The 17,264-nt window shown below is 65.6% G+C and carries 21 protein-coding genes; 9 read left to right on the top strand and 12 right to left on the bottom strand.

The features are described from left to right. Position 1: 1 nt before the first annotated feature. The 4 genes from ECTPHS_RS01050 to ECTPHS_RS01035 form a co-directional block, all read right to left on the bottom strand. Positions 2 to 367 (bottom strand): hypothetical protein, encoded by a 366-nt coding sequence (locus tag ECTPHS_RS01050; protein WP_008930813.1) that lies wholly within the window; start codon positions 365 to 367, stop codon positions 2 to 4. 77 nt (positions 368 to 444) lie between these two features. Next, entirely contained in the window at positions 445 to 1,311 is an 867-nt protein-coding gene (gene cobA / locus ECTPHS_RS01045; RefSeq protein ID WP_008930812.1) for a uroporphyrinogen-III C-methyltransferase, read from the bottom strand. 23 nt (positions 1,312 to 1,334) lie between these two features. Further along, positions 1,335 to 2,099, bottom strand: a complete 765-nt coding sequence (gene cobM / locus ECTPHS_RS01040) for a precorrin-4 C(11)-methyltransferase (protein ID WP_008930811.1) — start codon at positions 2,097 to 2,099, stop codon at positions 1,335 to 1,337. Positions 2,100 to 2,102: 3 nt separating this feature from the next. Next, on the bottom strand, positions 2,103 to 3,353 hold the full coding sequence (locus ECTPHS_RS01035; RefSeq protein WP_008930810.1) for a bifunctional cobalt-precorrin-7 (C(5))-methyltransferase/cobalt-precorrin-6B (C(15))-methyltransferase: 1,251 nt from the start codon (positions 3,351 to 3,353) through the stop codon (positions 2,103 to 2,105). Between the two features lie 86 nt (positions 3,354 to 3,439). Here ECTPHS_RS01035 and ECTPHS_RS01030 point away from each other — a divergent pair, with 86 nt between their 5' ends. Further along, on the top strand, positions 3,440 to 4,219 hold the full coding sequence (locus ECTPHS_RS01030; RefSeq protein WP_008930809.1) for a cobalt-precorrin-6A reductase: 780 nt from the start codon (positions 3,440 to 3,442) through the stop codon (positions 4,217 to 4,219). On the opposite strand, the gene cobJ is transcribed toward ECTPHS_RS01030, so the two are convergent. From cobJ to ECTPHS_RS01015, 3 genes are read right to left on the bottom strand one after another with little or no spacing between them, the layout of a single operon-like run. Beyond that, positions 4,183 to 4,947 carry a precorrin-3B C(17)-methyltransferase gene (gene cobJ / locus ECTPHS_RS01025; RefSeq protein WP_008930808.1) on the bottom strand — a complete coding sequence of 255 codons (765 nt, stop codon included), beginning with the start codon at positions 4,945 to 4,947 and terminating at the stop codon, positions 4,183 to 4,185. The genes ECTPHS_RS01030 and cobJ overlap by 37 nt on opposite strands. After that, positions 4,944 to 5,678 carry a precorrin-2 C(20)-methyltransferase gene (locus ECTPHS_RS01020; protein WP_008930807.1) on the bottom strand — a complete coding sequence of 245 codons (735 nt, stop codon included), beginning with the start codon at positions 5,676 to 5,678 and terminating at the stop codon, positions 4,944 to 4,946. Before ECTPHS_RS01020 ends, cobJ begins: the two co-directional genes overlap by 4 nt. Further along, the gene (locus ECTPHS_RS01015) at positions 5,675 to 6,307 is read right to left on the bottom strand and encodes a precorrin-8X methylmutase (protein ID WP_008930806.1); all 633 of its coding nucleotides are present in this window, start codon (positions 6,305 to 6,307) and stop codon (positions 5,675 to 5,677) included. The genes ECTPHS_RS01020 and ECTPHS_RS01015 overlap by 4 nt, the downstream gene beginning before the upstream one ends. A gap of 351 nt (positions 6,308 to 6,658) precedes the next feature. Between ECTPHS_RS01015 and ECTPHS_RS01010 the strand changes: the two genes are divergently transcribed. Then, a complete protein-coding gene (locus ECTPHS_RS01010; RefSeq protein ID WP_246828287.1) occupies positions 6,659 to 7,675 on the top strand; it encodes a B12-binding domain-containing protein in 1,017 nt (338 codons plus the stop codon). Continuing rightward, positions 7,656 to 8,651 carry a diguanylate cyclase gene (locus ECTPHS_RS01005; protein WP_008930804.1) on the top strand — a complete coding sequence of 332 codons (996 nt, stop codon included), beginning with the start codon at positions 7,656 to 7,658 and terminating at the stop codon, positions 8,649 to 8,651. Before ECTPHS_RS01010 ends, ECTPHS_RS01005 begins: the two co-directional genes overlap by 20 nt. Before the next feature lie 197 nt (positions 8,652 to 8,848). Here ECTPHS_RS01005 and pufB read toward each other — a convergent pair whose 3' ends face one another. Together pufB and pufA are read right to left on the bottom strand one after the other, a co-directional pair. After that, positions 8,849 to 8,989, bottom strand: a complete 141-nt coding sequence (gene pufB / locus ECTPHS_RS01000) for a light-harvesting antenna LH1, beta subunit (protein WP_008930803.1) — start codon at positions 8,987 to 8,989, stop codon at positions 8,849 to 8,851. Positions 8,990 to 9,003: 14 nt separating this feature from the next. Beyond that, positions 9,004 to 9,204, bottom strand: coding sequence for a light-harvesting antenna LH1, alpha subunit (gene pufA, locus ECTPHS_RS00995; RefSeq protein ID WP_008930802.1), 201 nt, complete (start codon positions 9,202 to 9,204; stop codon positions 9,004 to 9,006). A 354-nt stretch (positions 9,205 to 9,558) separates the two neighbouring features. Between pufA and radC the strand changes: the two genes are divergently transcribed. Both radC and ECTPHS_RS00985 read left to right on the top strand, forming a co-directional pair. Then, positions 9,559 to 10,230 (top strand): DNA repair protein RadC, encoded by a 672-nt coding sequence (gene radC, locus ECTPHS_RS00990; protein ID WP_008930801.1) that lies wholly within the window; start codon positions 9,559 to 9,561, stop codon positions 10,228 to 10,230. Between the two features lie 89 nt (positions 10,231 to 10,319). Further along, the gene (locus ECTPHS_RS00985; protein ID WP_008930800.1) at positions 10,320 to 12,146 is read left to right on the top strand and encodes an ABC transporter transmembrane domain-containing protein; all 1,827 of its coding nucleotides are present in this window, start codon (positions 10,320 to 10,322) and stop codon (positions 12,144 to 12,146) included. A 25-nt stretch (positions 12,147 to 12,171) separates the two neighbouring features. Here the strand turns inward: ECTPHS_RS00985 and ECTPHS_RS00980 are convergent, their stop codons facing one another. Next, entirely contained in the window at positions 12,172 to 13,062 is an 891-nt protein-coding gene (locus ECTPHS_RS00980; protein ID WP_008930799.1) for a universal stress protein, read from the bottom strand. Between the two features lie 180 nt (positions 13,063 to 13,242). On the opposite strand from ECTPHS_RS00980, the gene ECTPHS_RS00975 reads away from it, so the two are divergent. Both ECTPHS_RS00975 and ECTPHS_RS00970 read left to right on the top strand, forming a co-directional pair. Then, positions 13,243 to 14,385, top strand: a complete 1,143-nt coding sequence (locus tag ECTPHS_RS00975; protein WP_008930798.1) for an MFS transporter — start codon at positions 13,243 to 13,245, stop codon at positions 14,383 to 14,385. Positions 14,386 to 14,426: 41 nt separating this feature from the next. Then, a complete protein-coding gene (locus tag ECTPHS_RS00970; protein ID WP_008930797.1) occupies positions 14,427 to 14,864 on the top strand; it encodes a hypothetical protein in 438 nt (145 codons plus the stop codon). A 51-nt stretch (positions 14,865 to 14,915) separates the two neighbouring features. On the opposite strand, the gene infA is transcribed toward ECTPHS_RS00970, so the two are convergent. Next, a complete protein-coding gene (infA, locus tag ECTPHS_RS00965; RefSeq protein ID WP_008930796.1) occupies positions 14,916 to 15,140 on the bottom strand; it encodes a translation initiation factor IF-1 in 225 nt (74 codons plus the stop codon). Between the two features lie 390 nt (positions 15,141 to 15,530). On the opposite strand from infA, the gene ECTPHS_RS00960 reads away from it, so the two are divergent. Then, a complete protein-coding gene (locus ECTPHS_RS00960) occupies positions 15,531 to 16,487 on the top strand; it encodes an SLAC1 anion channel family protein (protein WP_040404686.1) in 957 nt (318 codons plus the stop codon). Between the two features lie 9 nt (positions 16,488 to 16,496). Here the strand turns inward: ECTPHS_RS00960 and ECTPHS_RS00955 are convergent, their stop codons facing one another. Further along, complete coding sequence (locus ECTPHS_RS00955) at positions 16,497 to 16,802, bottom strand: DUF134 domain-containing protein (RefSeq protein ID WP_008930794.1); 306 nt, start codon at positions 16,800 to 16,802, stop codon at positions 16,497 to 16,499. Positions 16,803 to 16,882: 80 nt separating this feature from the next. Between ECTPHS_RS00955 and ECTPHS_RS00950 the strand changes: the two genes are divergently transcribed. Beyond that, positions 16,883 to 17,236, top strand: a complete 354-nt coding sequence (locus ECTPHS_RS00950) for a nitrogen fixation (RefSeq protein WP_008930793.1) — start codon at positions 16,883 to 16,885, stop codon at positions 17,234 to 17,236. The last annotated feature ends 28 nt before the right edge of the window (positions 17,237 to 17,264 follow it).

Raw genomic sequence — 17,264 nt, 5'->3', positions numbered from 1 at the left:
CTCAGATGCCGTTCGATACCGATGACGGCCGCCACACCTCATAGCCGCAACTCCAGCAATGGTACAGGGCTTCGCGCCCGGCCCCTTCAGCACGTTCCCGCACCCGCCCCTTGACCGCATACAGTCCCCGCAGGGTGCAACGGGGACATTTCAGGGCATCGCCTTCCTGCTCCAGGGTCTCGGGGTTTGCGTCGGCCTTGTCTTCGGTGGTGACGGCTTCACCGGCCATGTCCGCCGACAGGCGGTTCAGATCATCCCCGAGGGCGGCGATGAGTTCAGTGGCCCGGGGATTGTCGTCACCGACGGCGGCCTGCAGTTCATCCAGACGACGCTGCAGGGCGGAGAGGCGGTTGCGGATATCGCTCATGGAACCTCCTGGATGCGTTGGGCTGGCACTGATTGTTGAACGGCGGCATGTCGTGGGCAAGCCTTTCCCGTCGAGGCTCACGCCTGACCGGAGGCCGACTCCACCGCCTGGGTCACTACCTGCCGCAGGGTGTGATGACAACGGACGATCTCGCCCAGGACCACAATGGCCGGCGCCTCCAGCCCCTCCCGACGGATGGTCTCCAGCAACTCGCCCTTGGTGGTGATCACCACCCGCTCCTCCAGGGTGGTGGCGGAGGCGACCACCGCCGCCGGGAGCGCGTCGGCCATCCCGCCCTGCCCCAGGCCATCCAGGATGAAGGGCAGGTTGCGCAGGGACATATACAGGATCACCGGCTGATTCAGACGCCCCACCAGGGTCCAGTCGATGCCGTCCGGCGTGGGCCGGGTGCCAGCACCATGGCCGGTGGCCAGGAACAGCGCCTGATTCACCCCCCGGCAGGTGGCTGGGATACCCACGGCGCTCAGCCCCGCCAGCCCCGAGGTCAGCCCCGGGATGACCCGATGGGGGATGCCCTGGGCCACCAGCTCGGCCACTTCCTCGCCACCGCGACCGAAGATGAAGGGATCCCCGCCCTTGAGCCTCACCACACGGAAGCCCCGCCGGGCCTGATCCACCAGGGTGGCGGTGATGTCGTCCTGATGGGTGGAGGGCCTGCCGCCGCGCTTGCCGGCAAAGATGCGCACCGCCTCCGGACGGGCGAGGGCCAGGGTACGGGGATCGATGAGGGCGTCATGTACCAGGACATCCGCCTGCAACAGGGCCGACAGGGCATGCAGGGTCAGCAGCCCGGGATCACCGGGACCGGCTCCGACGATCCACACCTCTCCCTGCCGCAGTCGGGGCATGCCTGGCAACAGGGTCCCCAGGGTGTCCAGAGCGGTCTCCGGGGACAAGGGGCGATTGGGTGAGACTTCGTTCATCGGAATGCTCCGGGGCTGTCCGCTCACGACCCGTAACCGGGACGATAACGGCGGACATAGTCCGTGTTGTACAGGGCACTTTCGCGAAAATCCTCACTGCCCAGGGCCGGCCCCACCAGGATCAGGGCGGTACGCTCGATGGGATCGACCCGGTGCATGGCCACGATGCCGGACAGGGTGCCACGCAGCACCGTCTGATCCGGCCAGCTGGCGCGGGCGACGATCGCCACCGGGCAGTCCTCGCCATAGTGGGGTACCAAGGCCGCCACCACGTCCTCCAGACGGTGGATGGCCAGGTGAATGGCCAGGGTGGCGCCGGTGCGGGCGAAGTTTTCCAGGGTTTCGCCCGGCGGCATGGCGGAGGCACGTCCGGACATGCGCGTGATCACCAGACTTTGGGCCACTTCCGGCACCGTCAGTTCCCGCCCCAGCACGGCGGCGGCGGCGGCAAAGGCAGGCACGCCGGGGGTGAGGGTGTAGGGAATGCCCCGTCGATCCAGACGGCGCATCTGCTCGGCCACGGCGCTGTAGACGGACAGATCGCCGGAATGCAGGCGGGCCACATCCTCCCCGGCCTCGTGGGCGCGGACGTATTCCGCCTCGATGGCATCCAGATCCATCGGTGCCGTGTCCACCAACCGCGCCCCGGCTGGGCAATGTTCCAGCAACTCCGCCGGCACGATGGAACCGGCGTAGAGACACACGGGGCAACGGGCCAGCAGGCGCGCGCCCCGCAGGGTGATCAGATCCGCCGCGCCGGGACCGGCGCCGATGAAGTGTACGGTCATCAATCAGTTCCTCTTTTCCACCGCCCATTGCACCACGGGCATGGCGGGACGAAAACCGTGCAGACTGCCGACGGGTTCCAGGCGTTCCACCGACAGACGGGTCAGGGTGCCGCCGTAGCGCTGCCAGGCCCGCTGGATGACCTGCTCCGTCTCCAGCACCACCACGTTCGCCACCAGGCGACCACCGGGGAGCAGGGCGGCCCAGCACTGGTCGATGACGGCCTCGTCGCGGGCGCCGCCGCCGATGAAGATCGCATCCGGCCGGGGCAACCCCTCCAGCACGGCGGGGGCACGACCGACCCGCACCTCCAGCCGGGGGACACCCAGAGCGGCGGCATTGCGGGCCGCGCGGGCGGCTCGCTCCGGGTGGCCGTCCACGGCAATGGCCCGGGTGCCGGAGTGGGCCAGCAGCCATTCAATGCCGATGGAACCGGAACCCGCCCCCACGTCCCAGAGCAGCGCGCCGGCCCGGGGACGCAGACTGGACAGGGTGACGGCGCGAATCTCCCGCTTGGTGATCTGGCCGTCGTGTTCGAACCAGTCATCCGGCAGCCCCGGGGCCAAGGGGATGATGCGGGCGGATGGCTCGGCCAACACCTCCAGCGCCAGCAGGTTCAGGGGCTGGACGTCCTGGAGGTCGAAATCCCGTGCCCTGACATGACGCCGGCGTTCCCGTGGACCGCCCAGGGCCTCCATCAGGGTCACGGCGGTCTCACCGAATCCCCATCGGGTCAGGGCCTCGCAGATCTGCCCCGGCGAGTCCTGGTCGGCGGTGAGCACAAACAGACGCCCCCCCGGCTGCAGGGCCGGTCGCAGGGTCTCCAGGGGGCGACCGGTGAGGGACACCACCGCGCATTCCTGCTGGGCCCAGCCCAGGCGGGCGGCGGCCAGCGACACGCTGGAGGGGTGAGGCAGGCAGCACATCTCCCGCGCCGGCAGATGCCGCAGCAGGGTGGTGCCCACGCCGAAGAAGAAGGGATCACCGGAGGCCAGCACCACCACCGGCTGTCCCCGCCGGGCGAGGATCCCGGGCAGGGTGTCGGACAGGGGCGAGGCCCAGGACAGTGTTTCTCCCCGAATCAGGGGCGCGGCCAGGGTCAGATGACGCGCTCCGCCGACCACCAGGACGGCGGCACCGATCAGGGCGCGGGCGGTGGGGCTCAGGGCCTCGACGCCCTCCTCTCCCAGGCCTATGATGCTCAGCCAGGGGCCGGGGAGATCACCGACCGGCTGACGGATATGTTCACCGGTCATGGCAGTCTCTGCCCCGGCAACATCCCGCGCCCTGCCCCACCGGCCAGGGTGCCGGGCCTGTCCATCCGTTCTGCCTGAAGCGAGTCATGACCCACACCCCCCTGCGCATCCTGATCCTCGGCGGCACCGGAGAAGCCATGCAACTGGCCCGGGCTCTGGAAGGTGACGCACGCTTTGCCCCCACCTACTCGGTGGCCGGGCGCACGCAAAATCCCCGCCTGCCGGACCTGCCCTGCCGCAGCGGCGGCTTCGGGGGTCCCGACGGGCTGGCCGAGTACCTGGGCCGGGAGGCCATCGAGGTGCTGGTGGATGCCACCCACCCCTTCGCCGCCCGCATGTCCACCCATGCCGTCATGGCCGCGGAACGGACAGGCGTCGCCCTGATGGCCCTGCGGCGCCCGGCCTGGATGCCCGGCCCGGAGGATCGCTGGCGGGGGGTTCCCGACATGGTCGCCGCAGCGCAGGCCCTGGGTACCCGGCCCCGACGGGTCTTTCTCACCATCGGGCAGCTGGAACTGGCCACCTTTTGCGAGGCCCCCTGGCACCGTTACATCATCCGCAGCGTAGACCTGCCCGCGGTACGTCCGCCGGACTGCCTGTGCATCACGGAACGCGGCCCCTTCCGGCTGGAGGATGAACGACGGCTGCTGCAGCAGCACCGCATCGACGCCCTGGTGACCAAGAACTCCGGCGGCGAGGCCACCCGCGCCAAGCTGGAAGCGGCACGGATGTGCAACGTGGAGGTGATCATGGTGGATCGCCCGTGGGTGCCGCCGGCGCCCGCCGAAGTGCCGGACCCGAAGGCCGCCCTGGACTGGCTGGGCGCCCACTACGTCCGTTCCCGACCCACGCTGCGGGGCGTGTAGATCCAGGGATCCTGCCCGGTACGGGGGATCAGCCGGGTCTCGGCGTTGCCGACGATCACCAGGGTGCGCATGTCCGCCTGCTCCGGCCGGGCCAGGGCCAGGGTGGTCACCGCCACCGCCTCTTCCGGGCGGCTCACGGCCCGGGCAAAGATCACCGGCACATGACCCGGCAGATGACGACGCAGCAGGGTCAGGGCTTCACCCAGCTGCCAGGGACGCGCCTTGGAAATGGGATTGTAGAAAGCCATGGCAAAACCACCCCGGGCGGCGCACTCAAGGCGGTTCAGGATGACGCTCCAGGGTTTGAGGTTGTCCGACAGGGACATGACGCAGAAGTCATTGCCGAACGGCGCCCCCAGACGGGCACCGGCGGCCAGCACCGCGGACACCCCGGGATGCACGGTCACCTCCAGATCCCGCCAGCCGGGCTCGCCATGGTCCATGGCCTCGAACACCGCGGCCGCCATGCCGAACACGCCGCCGTCGCCGGACGAGACCACGGCCACCCGGGCGCCCTCCGCGGCCAGTTGCAGGGCCAGACGCGCCCGCATGATCTCCTCGCGGTTGTCGGAGGCATGAATCCGCTGACCGCCCTCGGCGACCACCCGTTCCACATAGGGCACATACCCCACCAGGTCCGTGGCCTGGGCCAGGGCCAGGGTGGCCCGGGGACAGCGCAAATCCTCGGCGCCGGGACCCAGACCGATGACATCCACGCGACCGCTCATCGAACCCCCTGCCTGCCGGGTACCAGCACGATGGTGAAATAGGGCGCGGGCCTGTCTTCCGGCCAGTCGGCCAGGCGCGCCACATGGGCGCCCTCCATGGTGCCCCGCTCCACCAGAATGGCCCGTTCCAGCAGACCGGCCCGGGCCAGGGCGGTGCGGATACGGGGAAGATTACGGCCCACCTTCATGAAGACGGCGGCATCGGTACGGCTCAGATGGGACACCATGGTGTCCTCCGGCAGGGTGCCCGGGATCACCGTGAGTACGTCGTCACCATGGGTGATCGGGGTGTCGGCCTGGGTCCAGCATCCGCTCATGCCGCTGATGCCGGGGACCACCTGGGCCGGGAAGCGGTGAGACAGGCGATCGTGCAGGTACATGTAGGAACCGTACAGGAAGGGATCACCCTCGCAGATCACCGCCACATCCTCTCCTGCATCCAGATGGCGAGCCACCTGCGCCGCGGCCTGATCGTAGAAGAGCGCCATGTCCCGTGCATACAGGGGGTCATGAATGGAGACTTCGGTGGTGAAGGGGTACTCCAGGCGCAGGATCCGCTGCTCGGGAAGCAGGTGAGGGCCGGCAATCCCCAGGGCCTGCCCGGTGCGACCCTGCTTGGCAAAGGCGGCCACCACCGGCGCCGTCCGCAACAGGCGCAGGGCCTTGAGGGTGATGAGTTCCGGATCACCGGGCCCCAGACCGATGCCGAACAGGGTGCCTGGGCCGCTCATTCCTGTTCGCTCGCCAGGGCGTTAACGGCCGCCACGGTCATGGCACTGCCACCCAGACGACCATGGACGATCACGGATTCCAGGCCCGGATAGGCGGCCAGGGCCTCCTTGGATTCCGCGGCGCCCACGAAACCCACCGCCATGCCGATCACCAGGGCTGGACGGGGCGCCCCCGCATCGATCAGTTCCAGCAGGTGGAACAGGGCGGTCGGGGCATTGCCGATGGCCACCACGGCACCGTCGAGCCGTTCCCCCCACAGATCCAGGGCGGCAGCGGAGCGGGTGTTGCCGATCCGTCGCGCCAGTTCGGGGACACGGGGGTCGTCCAGGGTGCAGATGATCTCGTTGTCCGCCGGCAGTCGGGCGCGGGTAATACCGTGGGCCACCATCTTGGCGTCACAGAGGATGGGCTTCCCCGCCAGCAGGGCCGCCCTTCCCGCCTTGGCGGCATCGGGCGTGAAGACCACCTGGGGCGCCAGTTCCACCATGCCGCAGGCATGGATCATGCGCACCACCACCCGGGCCTCCTCGGTACTGAAGCCGTCCAGTCGGGCTTCGCCGCGGATGGTGGCGAAGGATTTACGATAGATGGCCGCGCCATCCTTGATGTAGTCGTAGGTCTGAGGCATGGATCGAGTGAACTGCGTGAAGGGCAATGCCGGGGCGGCCGGAGCGGGTGGGTAAGCTTAGCGGGTCGGGGTCCACGGGGCAATGCCCGACTTGCCCGACACCGGCCATCGGCCACCGGCGTTACCGGCTTTTTGAGGTCCGGGCATGCAAGCGCCCTATAATCAGGCATGCAATCCTGTCGCCGCCAATCCCGTCAACCCTCACCGAGGCAAGATTTTCAGGCCTGAAAAACCGTCACCATGCCGATCCCTCCAATCATGCCGCCGCCACCATGCCCGCGGGTTCCCAAAGGCACCTCGGACCGTTATCGGCACCACAGGAACCGGATGACCAGCCTGGTTTCATGCGCGATGGCCAGACATCCCCGGCGCGATGAATTCAGCGGCGGGCACGGCATGCGTTTGCTGGAATGCAATCACCGCAATCACGCGGCCTTCATGGCCGAGGTGCTTGCGGCCAATGACTTTCAGCTGCTGGCGGAGACCCTGCCATGGGTGTATGCCGCCTATCATCATCAGGGCGTGCATTTTGACTATTTCCCCGCCCAGTTCGAAGCCTGGATGCAGGCCATCCGTCTCACGCTCAGCGAAGCCGACGCGGAACATCTCCTGCCCGTATACCGCTGGATGGCCGACATTCACCCGGCGATCATCAAGGCCGCCCTGTCTCACCAGGCACGCAGGCTCCACGTCCCCGAGCGGTACCGTGAGGAATATACCTACATCACCACCAACCTGCTGCAGGGCAATTATCCGGACATCACCCGCCGCTGCAGAGAACTGCTGAGCCGCGGCATGTCCTACGGCGAGATCCTGCAGGAGCTGTTCTATCCCGCCATGGTGGATGTCGGGGCACGCTGGGAGGACGGTGAGATTTCAGTGTCCATGGAACACCAGGCCACCGCCATGGCCTACGGCATCCTGTCTTCCCTTTACCATGATCTACCCTTCCCCGACATCCACCGCGGACACGCTCTGGTCAGCCCCGTTTCAAACGAGTTTCACGAAATGGGCGCCTGGATGCTGGCAACCCGCATGGAACTGGATGGGTGGGACATCACCCTGCTGGGCGGCGATACCCCCCGGGAATATCTGATCACGACGGCGGTGCGGCAACGTCCCAGGTTCGTGGCCCTATCGGTGACCCTGATCAGCAACATCCATGAAGCCCGCTGTACCATCGAATACCTGCGGCAGGCCCTTGGACGTGACAGCACCACCCGCATCCTGGTCGGTGGGCAGGCGTTTCTCACGGCCCCCCGCCTGGCCGCATCCTTGGGGGCCGATGCTTGCCTGGAAAGTTGTGATGCGGCGGTCCGATGGGCACGAACCCTGGAGTCGGAAACCGATGAACCCACCAGCACTTGATCCCACCCTGCAGCCTGAACTGGCTCGGGCACTCCACAGCTATGTCATGGAGTCCGGCCGCCTGGTGGTAGTGGAAGTGGACAGTGACGGCCGGATCATGGGTGCCAACGTCACGTTCCGTTCCCGCTTTGCCGGATTTGCGGATGTACGCGGTGAATCCCTGTCCCGGTTCCTGGCCAGCGATGACGAGGTGCCCGACATCGAGCCGGGACTTGCCCACCGTACCGCCATCGCCCGGATATTCAACACCGTCATGGGAGGAGAAAACTACCTGTTCCATGCCTATCCGCTCAATGCCCATACACTGCTGATCGGGGAGCCCGCCAAGACGGACGACAACGACGTGATCGGCCGCATGGGCAATCTGGCACTGGAAATGTCCCGCCTGGTCAGGGATCTTCGCAAGGCCAATCACGATCTGGCCGTGGCCAACGAGCTGAATCAGCAGCTGGCCCGCACCGACGCGTTGACGCACCTGGCCAACCGCCGGTATTTCATGGAGCGACTCCAACAGGGAGTGCTCCAGTCCCAGAGCCGCCAGCATGCCCTCTCCATCCTGATGATGGACCTGGATCACCTCAAGCAGATCAATGACAGCTTCGGTCATGCCGCCGGTGACACAGCGCTGACTGCCTTTGCGGAGTTGCTGCGCGCGCTGGTCAGAATGTCAGACCTGCCGGGGCGACTGGGGGGAGAGGAATTCGGACTTTACATGTTTGACACCCATCGCCACGTGGCCGCGGCGGTGGCGGAACGCATCCGGGCAAGTACCCGGGAGCTTCGCCCCAACGGGCTGGATCATCGACTCAGCGTCAGCATCGGTATCGCCGTGCTTGAGCCCGAAGAGGATGCGGAAGCGCTGATAAGGCGTGCCGACGCCGCGCTTTATCAAGCCAAGAATCAGGGCCGGAACCGGGTCGTCATCGCGGGGCCGGAACCAGAACAAGCGTCCGACCGGACGGACAACAGGCGATAAAATACTTCCTGCGGGGGGTTGCAATACCCGAGGGTTTTGGTCAATATTAGACCCACGCCCTCAAAACGGAAGGTGGAGGAGCCTGGCGGTTCTCCGAACGATTGGCCTCTGCAAAAGTCACAATCGTCCGTCGATCGAACCGACAGGTACTCCTCCACCTGCACTGCTAATGCAGTACCGCTACTGCAAAGACCTTCTTAGTAGAAGGGTCTCCACATGAACACCAGGAAGTGAGCGGCGGCAGCCAGAACCATGAACACCGTGAAGGTGGTCTTGAACTGCTCGTGGAATTCCTTGGCTTGTTCTTCGGTCAGACCGGAGATGCTGTTCTCATTCATGATCTAGTCCTCTCTTACTCGGAAGCTTCAACGGCGCTGGCGTCGAAGGTCAGCGGGTTGTAGTTGTCGTTGCTGTACACGAAAGCGTGAACGGCCAGGGCAACAACCAGGACAGCCATCAGAATGGGCATCAGCCAGGTGCCGGGATTGACCACGAGCCACAGCTTCCAGTCGTCTCTGGGGTTGCTGGGCTTGCTCGCTCTGTATTCGCTCATTGATATTACCCTCTTGGTTTAAGTACAGATCCCTTTCGAGATCCGGACGTTCTTGCAAACATCAACTTCTGATGCAGCCCCTTCAGCCTGGCCTGGCCGACCTGCCTGACAGGGACCGTAGTCAGGGTGTAAGTCTAGGCTGACGCCGCACGATGTCAAGGTTTCGATACAGACGAAAGCCCCGGAAAGACCCAAGACTCACAAAAGCTTGACCCGAGTCAACGAGTGGATGGGGCATTGGGGCAAAACGGTGGCTTTCAGCGGGATGGACACGTTCCTCCGGACACGTCATGATGCCCGCAAGCGCCAGGACAGCGGACTGTCCGTTCAGCACTCAGCACAAGGAGGTCGACCTTGCCCATCACCGACTGGCCCGCCGCCGAACGCCCCCGGGAAAAACTCATTGCCCGCGGCGCCGATGCCCTGTCCGATGCCGAACTGCTGGCCATCTTCCTGCGTACCGGGGTGGCGGGCCGCACCGCCGTGGATCTGGCCCGTGACCTGCTCACCCGTTTTGGTGGCCTGCGCCCCCTGCTACAGGCGGACCTCACGGATTTCTGCGCTGCCCACGGCCTGGGAGAGGCCAAGTACGCCCAACTCCAGGCCGTGCTGGAGATGGGAAGGCGGCACCTGTCCGAGACGCTCAAGCGTGGTGATGCCATCACCAGCCCGGAACATACCCGGCGCTACCTGAGTGCCCGCCTGCGGGACTATCCCTACGAGGTCTTCGCCTGTCTGTTCCTGGACAATCGCCACCGGGTCATTGCCTTTGAAGAATTGTTCCGGGGCACCATCGACGGCGCCAGCGTCCATCCCCGGGAAGTGGTGCGCCGCGCCCTGATCCACAACGCGGCGGCCGTCATCCTGAGTCACAACCACCCATCGGGAATCGCCGAACCCTCACGGGCGGACGAGGCCATCACCCGACGCCTGAAGGAGGCCCTGGGACTGATCGACGTGCGGGTACTGGATCACATCATCGTTGGCGACGAACTGGTGTCACTGGCGGAACGTGGCGTGATCTGAGACCGCTTTCCCACATATCTCCAAGGGTCTTGACGGGGCCGGAAAGGTTTAAGATAGGCCCGCCTTCAGGTCGTCAAGGAAACAGGATCGTGTCGGAACATAAAACCGAACTGAGCAACCGCCCCACCAGCCGCAACCTGCGGGTGCTGGGACGTCTGCTGGGCTTTGCCAGACCCCACACGGGCCGCATCATTGCCGCCGCCGTGGCCCTGGTGGCGGGGTCCGGGGCCGTACTGGCTTTCGGGGCCGTGCTGCGTCTGGTGATCGATCAGGGGCTGACCGCCGGCGATGCCGCCGCTCTGAACCAGGCCCTGATGCTCCTGCTGGGCGTGGTGCTGCTCATGGCCACCGCGGTCTCGGTACGCATGTATCTGGTGACATGGATCGGTGAGCGGGTGGTGGCGGACCTGCGCCGGGCAGTATTCGAGAAAGTACTGCGCCTGGACCCGGCCTTCTTCGAGATGACCCGCACAGGAGAAGTGATCTCCCGCCTGACCACGGATACTTCCCTGGTCCAGGTGGTGGTGGGGTCCACCCTGGCCATCGCGGTACGCAACCTGCTGCTGTTCTGCGGCGGCATGGTCCTGTTGTTCATCACCAGCCCCAAGCTGACCCTGGGCGTGTTGCTGGGGGTGCCACTGATCACCGTGCCGGTATGGATTCTGGGCCGCCATGTGCGTCGTCTTTCCCGCCAGTCCCAGGACCGGGTGGCCGATATCGGTGCCTATGTGGACGAAACCCTCTACGGCATCCGTACCGTGCAGGCCTTCTGCCATGAAACGGTGGACATGCTGCGCTATGGCCGCCAGGTGGAACAAGCCTTCGACACCGCCATCCGGCGCACCCGCTTCAGCGCCCTGCTCAGCGGCATGGTGATGCTGCTGGTATTTTCCAGCATCAGCCTGGTGCTGTGGGTCGGCGGGCACGACGTGCTGGCCGGACGCATGAGCAATGGACAGCTGGCGGCCTTCGTGTTCTATGCCGTGCTGGTGGCCGGTGCCGTGGGCGCCATCAGCGAAGTCATCGGGGAACTGTTCCGGGCCACCGGTGCGGCGGAACGCCTGATCGAACTGCTGGATACCGAGCCCGCCATCACCCCGCCCACCCGGCCCCGGACCCTGCCGGCCCCACCCGAGGGCCGGGTGCAGTTGGAGCAGGTGGTGTTCCGCTATCCCTCCCGCCCCGAGCCTCCGGCCCTGGACGGGATCACCCTGACCCTCGAACCCGGCGAGAAGGTCGCCCTGGTGGGGCCCTCGGGGGCCGGCAAGTCCACCGTCCTGCAGTTGCTGCTGCGCTTCTATGACCCCGAGTCCGGACGCATCCGTTTTGACGGGGTGGACATTCGGGAAACGGACCCGGGCCAGCTAAGAAGACGCATGGCTCTGGTGCCCCAGGATGCGGTCATCTTCGGCGCCGATGCCTGGGAAAACATCGCCTTCGGCATGGACGGGGTAAGTCGGGAACAGATCCGGCAGGCGGCGGATGCGGCCCATGCCAGCGAATTCCTGGACCGCCTGCCGGAGGGGTTTTCCAGTCATCTGGGAGAACGGGGCGTACGCCTGTCCGGCGGCCAGCGCCAGCGCATCGCCATCGCCCGCGCCATCCTCAGGGACCCGGCCCTGCTGCTGCTGGACGAGGCCACAAGCGCCCTGGACGCGGAAAGTGAACGCCTGGTCCAGGAAGCCCTGGAACACCTGATGGAAGGACGCACCACCCTGATCATCGCCCACCGCCTGGCCACGGTCCGCAAGGCGGACCGGATCGTGGTCATGGACCAGGGCAGGATCGCCGCCGTGGGGACCCACGATGAGCTGGTGGCCCAGGGAGGACTCTATGCCCGACTGGCAGCCCTGCAGTTCAGGGAGGGACAGGAAGGACTGACGGAACCAGGCCGGCGCACCGGCACCGGGGGCTGAACCCGGGGCCGGTGGCGGTTCCCCCTCAGCCCCGGATCAGCAACACGTCCGCGTCCTGCACCTGGTGTACCACCCGGCGGGCCACGCCGCCCAGAAGGGCATCCTGGAGACGGTTGCGGCCGTGGGTGCCCATCACCACCAGCTCGGCCCTGAACTCCTGCACGGCCCGCTCCAGCACATCGGGCGCATAGCCCAGACGCAGCTCGGCGGAGAACCGCTCCGTAGACAGACCGCAACCGGCCAGAAAATCATTCAGCTCCTGCTCCTGTTCGGCGCGCACTTCCTGCTTGATCCTCGCCACCTCGCTGGCCACCACCCGGTTGCGCAGCACCTCGTCCAGGGAATCCATGTTGTAGGCGTGCACTGCGCGCAGGGTTTCCTCGGGGGAAAGTGCCGCGGCCAGGCGGAGGGCGCTGCGGGTCCGTTCGGAATAATCCACCGGCACCACGATATGGCGGTAAGCCCCCTGCACCGGCTTCTTCACCACCAGGATGGGGCGATCGGCATGGTGGACCAGGTTCTGGGTGGTGGTGCCCAGCAGGATCTCCTTGAAGCTGCGCTGGCCGTGGGAGCCCACCACGATCAGGTCCGCTCCGAACTCGCGGGCCTCCGCCAGGATCTGCTTGTGACCCTGACCCCGCACGCAGCGGATGTCCATGTCCAGATCGCCGGCGGCACCCAGCGCCGTCATCCGCTCCGCCATGGCCTGCTCGGTGGCTTCCACCAGATCTAACATGAGGACATCCGCATCCCCCCGCCATCGCTTGAGGACGGTCTCGTCCAGGGTCGGGGCAGGAATCACGTTGACCACCCGCAGTCGGGCGCCTTCCGAAGCGGCCAGTTGCAGGGCGCGTCGACCGGCGTTGTCGGCGCCGGCGGAAAGGTCGGTGGCAAACAGGATCTTGCTCAGCTTCATGGTATCTCTCTCGTGCAGGACATGGCTCTTTGCTGTCTCGGCGCGCCAGTCCACCCTGACATGGCACCGGTCGCACTGATTGTCGCACAGTTACTGCCGCTGTCACGTGACCGGCTGTAAAATGCAACCCACGGTCATCGCCCCGTCCAGCAGCATTGCGCCTGCGTCAGGAGCACTTCCTTGCATATCAGTCATCTTCTTATCGTGCAGTATTGCGCGATTCTGGTCTTTTCATCCCTCTATGCCCCCCAGCCCCTGCTGCCCGTGCTGGCGGAGGCATTTGCCGTCAGCGAGGCCAGGGCCTCGCTGCTGATCACCGTGGCCCTGCTGCCCCTGGCCATCGCGCCGGTGGCCTATGGTTTCCTGCTGCAGAGACTGTCGGCCAGGCGCCTGCTGATCGGCGCCACCTGGCTACTGGCCGTCACCCAGGTGGCGGTGTACCTGGTCACCAGCTTTGAACTGCTGCTGGCCCTTCGCCTGGCCCAGGGGCTGATCATTCCCGCCATGCTCACTTCCCTGATGACCTACCTGGCCGCCAGCGCCCCGCCGGGACAGATCGCCCGGGTGATGGCCATCTACATTGCCGCCAGCGTGCTGGGAGGCTTTCTGGGGCGCATGATCTCCGGGCTGATCTCCACCCAGTTCGGCTGGCGCTGGTCATTCCTGTTCCTGGCCGTGGCCATCGCCCTGTGCGCTTTGCTGTTGCAGCGCCTGAAGGCCGACCCGCCGGTGAGCTTCCAGCGCCTGGACCCGCGGACCATCCTGCAGGTGCTGCGGCAACCCAGCTTCCTGCGTCTGTACCTGGTGGTGTTCTGCGCCTTCGGTGCCTTTGCCTCGCTACTCAACTTCCTGCCCTTCCGCCTGGTGGAACTGGGCACCGGACTGAGCGAGACCGGCATCGCCTTCATGTATGCGGGTTACCTGATGGGCGTGGTCACTTCCCTGCTCTCCCTGCGCATCGCCGACCATATCGGCGGCGCGGTGAACACCATGCTGCTGGGCAGCGCGGTGTTTCTGGCCGCCCTGCTGTTCTTCACCGGTTCCCAGGTGTGGGTGATGTTCGTGGGCATGTTCGTGCTCTGCGCCGGCATGTTCCTGATCCATTCCCTGGCACCGGGCGTGCTCAATCAGGCCGGCGGCGAGCAGCGGGGGGTGGTCAACGGACTGTATATTGCTTTTTACTATGCGGGTGGTACCACCGGGTCGTTCCTGCCGGGATTTCTGTATCACGGCCTGGGCTGGCACGCATACCTGAGCGCGCTGGCCGTGACCCTCTGCTTCGGCGGGTGGCTGCTCTGGACCTTGCGACGCAGCGGCCTTTGAGACCGGCCGAAAAACCGAAACACCCTGGAGGCAAAGGATAGATGAGCCAAGACACTGCCAAGCCGTCCCGCAAGGGACTGCCCCGCTGGGCCAGACTGCTGATGACGCCCCTGATCCTGCTGGCGGCCGCCGCCCTGATCTGGAGCCAACTGCCCAAGGGCGCCTACTCCACGGATTTGAGCCACATCGGAGACGGGCGCCCTGCCCTGGTACTCACTTACGACGCCTCCTTCCTAGCGGGCATGCGGGTGATGGGCTACATGGACGAGATCCGTGATGACTACATGCCGCGGGTCCACTTCCTGGTGGCCAATGTGGGCACCCCCGACGGACGCAGCCTGGCGAACCGGCACGGGGTTCGGGACGGGGCCGTGCTGCTGTTTTCAGCCCAGGGGACACTGGTGGAACAATTGCCGGCACCGGCCGGCGCGGAGGAACTGCGTCAGGCCCTGGATCGGACCCTGATGGCGACCCGGTAGGCACCGGGCGCAGGGGGCGGGCAGGGGGCAGGGATGCCCCCACGAACCGGATCAATGCTTGTAGCGGTAGCTGATACGGCCCTTGGTCAGGTCGTAGGGAGACATCTCCAGCTTGACCTTGTCGCCGCTGACCACGCGGATACGGTAGCGGCGCATCTTGCCGGAGGCGTAGGCCTGCACCTGCACGCCGTTCTCCAGTTCCACGCGAAAACGCTGATCGGGCATCACGTCGGTGACGGTGCCTTCCATCTCGATGAGATCTTCCTTATTGGACATGGGGTACCTCTCTTTCCGTCAGGCGGGACACATGAGGGAACCGCGTTTCTGTCCGGCCTGAGTGAGTGTCGGCCTGGCCCTGTGGGCCTGTGCCATGGGGTCGTGCGTCTGCCGATGCAGCGCAGATAAGGTGGGGTAAGGCGGTCTTGATGCCGCTTGACAGGGTCCCGATGCCGGTCGTCATGCCCAGGACCGCTGCAGTATACACGAATCAGGATTCATTTTCAGGGACTTACGCGCATACCCCTGAAAAGGAGAGCGGAACGGGGTTGCCACGATGAAATTAAGCGATGGCTAATATTGCCCGTTTCCCTTAAAGTGTGCGGCATTCAAAGGGCGCCGGAGTCCGGCTTCGGGCGTCGCCGGATCAACTGCTCACGGGGGCATCCGATGGAATCACAACCGAGACTGCCGCACTTCCCTGTCGCCTGGTTCGCCATGATCATGGGCCTGCTGGGCTTCGCCATCGTCTGGGACCGGGCCGATGCCCTGCTGGCCGTCCCCCCGGTCATCGGTGATGTCCTGAGGGGCTTCGCCGTGGTGGCCCTATTGGGAGTGGCGGCACTCTATCTGACCAAGCTGGTCCGCTACCGGGAAGCCGTGGTCAAGGAACTCAACCACCCCATCAAGCGCAATTTCTTCGCCACCATCTCCATCAGCCTGGTCCTGCTGTCCATTGCCTTCCTGGAGGACGCCCCCGGCCTGTCGCTGGTGCTCTGGTCCGTAGGCGCGGCGCTTCACCTGCTGTTCACCCTGTACGTGATGTCGGTGTGGATCAATCACACCAGCTTCCAGATCCAGCACATGAATCCAGCCTGGTTCATCCCCGTGGTGGGTAACATCCTGGTGCCCATCGCCGGCGTACACCATGCCAGCCCGGAAATCTCCTGGCTGTTCTTCAGCATCGGCCTGGTGTTCTGGATCGTGCTGCTGACCATCGTGTTCTACCGGATCATTTTCCATGATCCACTGCCGGAAAGGCTGGTGCCCACCCTGTTCATCCTGGTGGCGCCGCCGGCCGTGGGCTTCATTTCCTATCTCAGCCTGACCGACAGCCTGGATCCCTTTGCCCGGGTGCTGTTCTACACCGGCCTGTTCCTGACCCTGCTGCTGTTCTCCCTGGTGGGTCGCTTCGGACGACTGAAGTTCTTCATCTCCTGGTGGGCCTATTCATTCCCCATGGCGGCCATGACCCTGGCGGCCATCAAGATGCACGGCCTGACCGGTGATCCCCTCCATTACGTGATCGGCGTGGTCATGATCGGCGTGCTCACCTTCATCATCGGCGCCCTGCTGATCCGCACGGGCATCGCGATCAGAAGGCGGGAGATCTGCGTCGAGGAATGATCCGGCGCCTCATTCCGGCGGCCCTGTCCGCGGGGTATCGGCCATCTCGATCCTGATGGCCTTGCCCTGCAGCAGGGCCTCGGAGACCTTTTTGCGGGCAGAGTCCAGCATGCGGGAAAACGTGCTGCGCGACACGCCCATGCTGTCCGCCGCATCCGCCTGATAGCGGCCTTCCAGGTCCGCCAGACGCAGGGCTTCCACCTCCTCCAGTGCCAGCACGACCTCCTCCAGATCCCGCAGCGGGATGCCGGCCGGCTTGAAGTAGGTACAGTCGGGACGACAGGTGATCCGGCGTGGACCGCGTGGCCTTGGCATGGGCTGCTCCGTGATGGATGCTTGTATCTATTATGGTCATATGCGCATAATTGGCCACGAATCTTGACGGAGAAACCAATATGCGCATTGCCGTGACAAGTCAGAATTTTCGCACCATCACCGGCCATGCGGGCAAGTGCCGGCGCTTTCTGGTCTTCGGGCCGGGCGCGGTGGATGCCCCGGAAGAACTGCAACGCCTGGATCTTCCTATGGAGATGGCCCTGCACGAACATCGGGGCCAATCCCATCCTCTATTCGAGCAGGGACTCACCGACCTGATCACCCAGGGGGCGGGTCCCGGCTTCATTCGCCGTCTGGCGGCCCAAGGGATCCGGGTCCATGTGACCAGCGCCACGGACCCGATCGCCGCCGTTCGCAGCCTGCTGGCAGGAGAGCCCCTGCCGCAACCACTGGAGGGGGCCTGTCGGCATTGAAGCGCCCACCGGGCTGCACCGGGACAAA

Origin of the sequence: Ectothiorhodospira sp. PHS-1 (assembly GCF_000225005.1) — a bacterium.
Taxonomy (GTDB): Bacteria; Pseudomonadota; Gammaproteobacteria; order Ectothiorhodospirales; family Ectothiorhodospiraceae; genus Ectothiorhodospira.
The sequence above is the reverse complement of the archived record's forward strand: the minus strand, read 5'-3'. Positions and strand labels throughout refer to the sequence as shown.

Bases quoted from the DNA above. Each gene is read 5' to 3' on its own strand.
- ECTPHS_RS01050 (WP_008930813.1), bottom strand. From the start codon at position 367: ATGAGCGATATCCGCAACCGCCTCTCCGCCCTGCAGCGTCGTCTGGAT.
- cobA (WP_008930812.1), bottom strand. From the start codon at position 1,311: ATGAACGAAGTCTCACCCAATCGCCCCTTGTCCCCGGAGACCGCTCTG.
- cobM (WP_008930811.1), bottom strand. From the start codon at position 2,099: ATGACCGTACACTTCATCGGCGCCGGTCCCGGCGCGGCGGATCTGATC.
- ECTPHS_RS01035 (WP_008930810.1), bottom strand. From the start codon at position 3,353: ATGACCGGTGAACATATCCGTCAGCCGGTCGGTGATCTCCCCGGCCCC.
- ECTPHS_RS01030 (WP_008930809.1), top strand. From the start codon at position 3,440: ATGACCCACACCCCCCTGCGCATCCTGATCCTCGGCGGCACCGGAGAA.
- cobJ (WP_008930808.1), bottom strand. From the start codon at position 4,947: ATGAGCGGTCGCGTGGATGTCATCGGTCTGGGTCCCGGCGCCGAGGAT.
- ECTPHS_RS01020 (WP_008930807.1), bottom strand. From the start codon at position 5,678: ATGAGCGGCCCAGGCACCCTGTTCGGCATCGGTCTGGGGCCCGGTGAT.
- ECTPHS_RS01015 (WP_008930806.1), bottom strand. From the start codon at position 6,307: ATGCCTCAGACCTACGACTACATCAAGGATGGCGCGGCCATCTATCGT.
- ECTPHS_RS01010 (WP_246828287.1), top strand. From the start codon at position 6,659: ATGGCCAGACATCCCCGGCGCGATGAATTCAGCGGCGGGCACGGCATG.
- ECTPHS_RS01005 (WP_008930804.1), top strand. From the start codon at position 7,656: ATGAACCCACCAGCACTTGATCCCACCCTGCAGCCTGAACTGGCTCGG.
- pufB (WP_008930803.1), bottom strand. From the start codon at position 8,989: ATGAATGAGAACAGCATCTCCGGTCTGACCGAAGAACAAGCCAAGGAA.
- pufA (WP_008930802.1), bottom strand. From the start codon at position 9,204: ATGAGCGAATACAGAGCGAGCAAGCCCAGCAACCCCAGAGACGACTGG.
- ECTPHS_RS00980 (WP_008930799.1), bottom strand. From the start codon at position 13,062: ATGAAGCTGAGCAAGATCCTGTTTGCCACCGACCTTTCCGCCGGCGCC.
- ECTPHS_RS00970 (WP_008930797.1), top strand. From the start codon at position 14,427: ATGAGCCAAGACACTGCCAAGCCGTCCCGCAAGGGACTGCCCCGCTGG.
- infA (WP_008930796.1), bottom strand. From the start codon at position 15,140: ATGTCCAATAAGGAAGATCTCATCGAGATGGAAGGCACCGTCACCGAC.
- ECTPHS_RS00960 (WP_040404686.1), top strand. From the start codon at position 15,531: ATGGAATCACAACCGAGACTGCCGCACTTCCCTGTCGCCTGGTTCGCC.
- ECTPHS_RS00955 (WP_008930794.1), bottom strand. From the start codon at position 16,802: ATGCCAAGGCCACGCGGTCCACGCCGGATCACCTGTCGTCCCGACTGT.
- ECTPHS_RS00950 (WP_008930793.1), top strand. From the start codon at position 16,883: ATGCGCATTGCCGTGACAAGTCAGAATTTTCGCACCATCACCGGCCAT.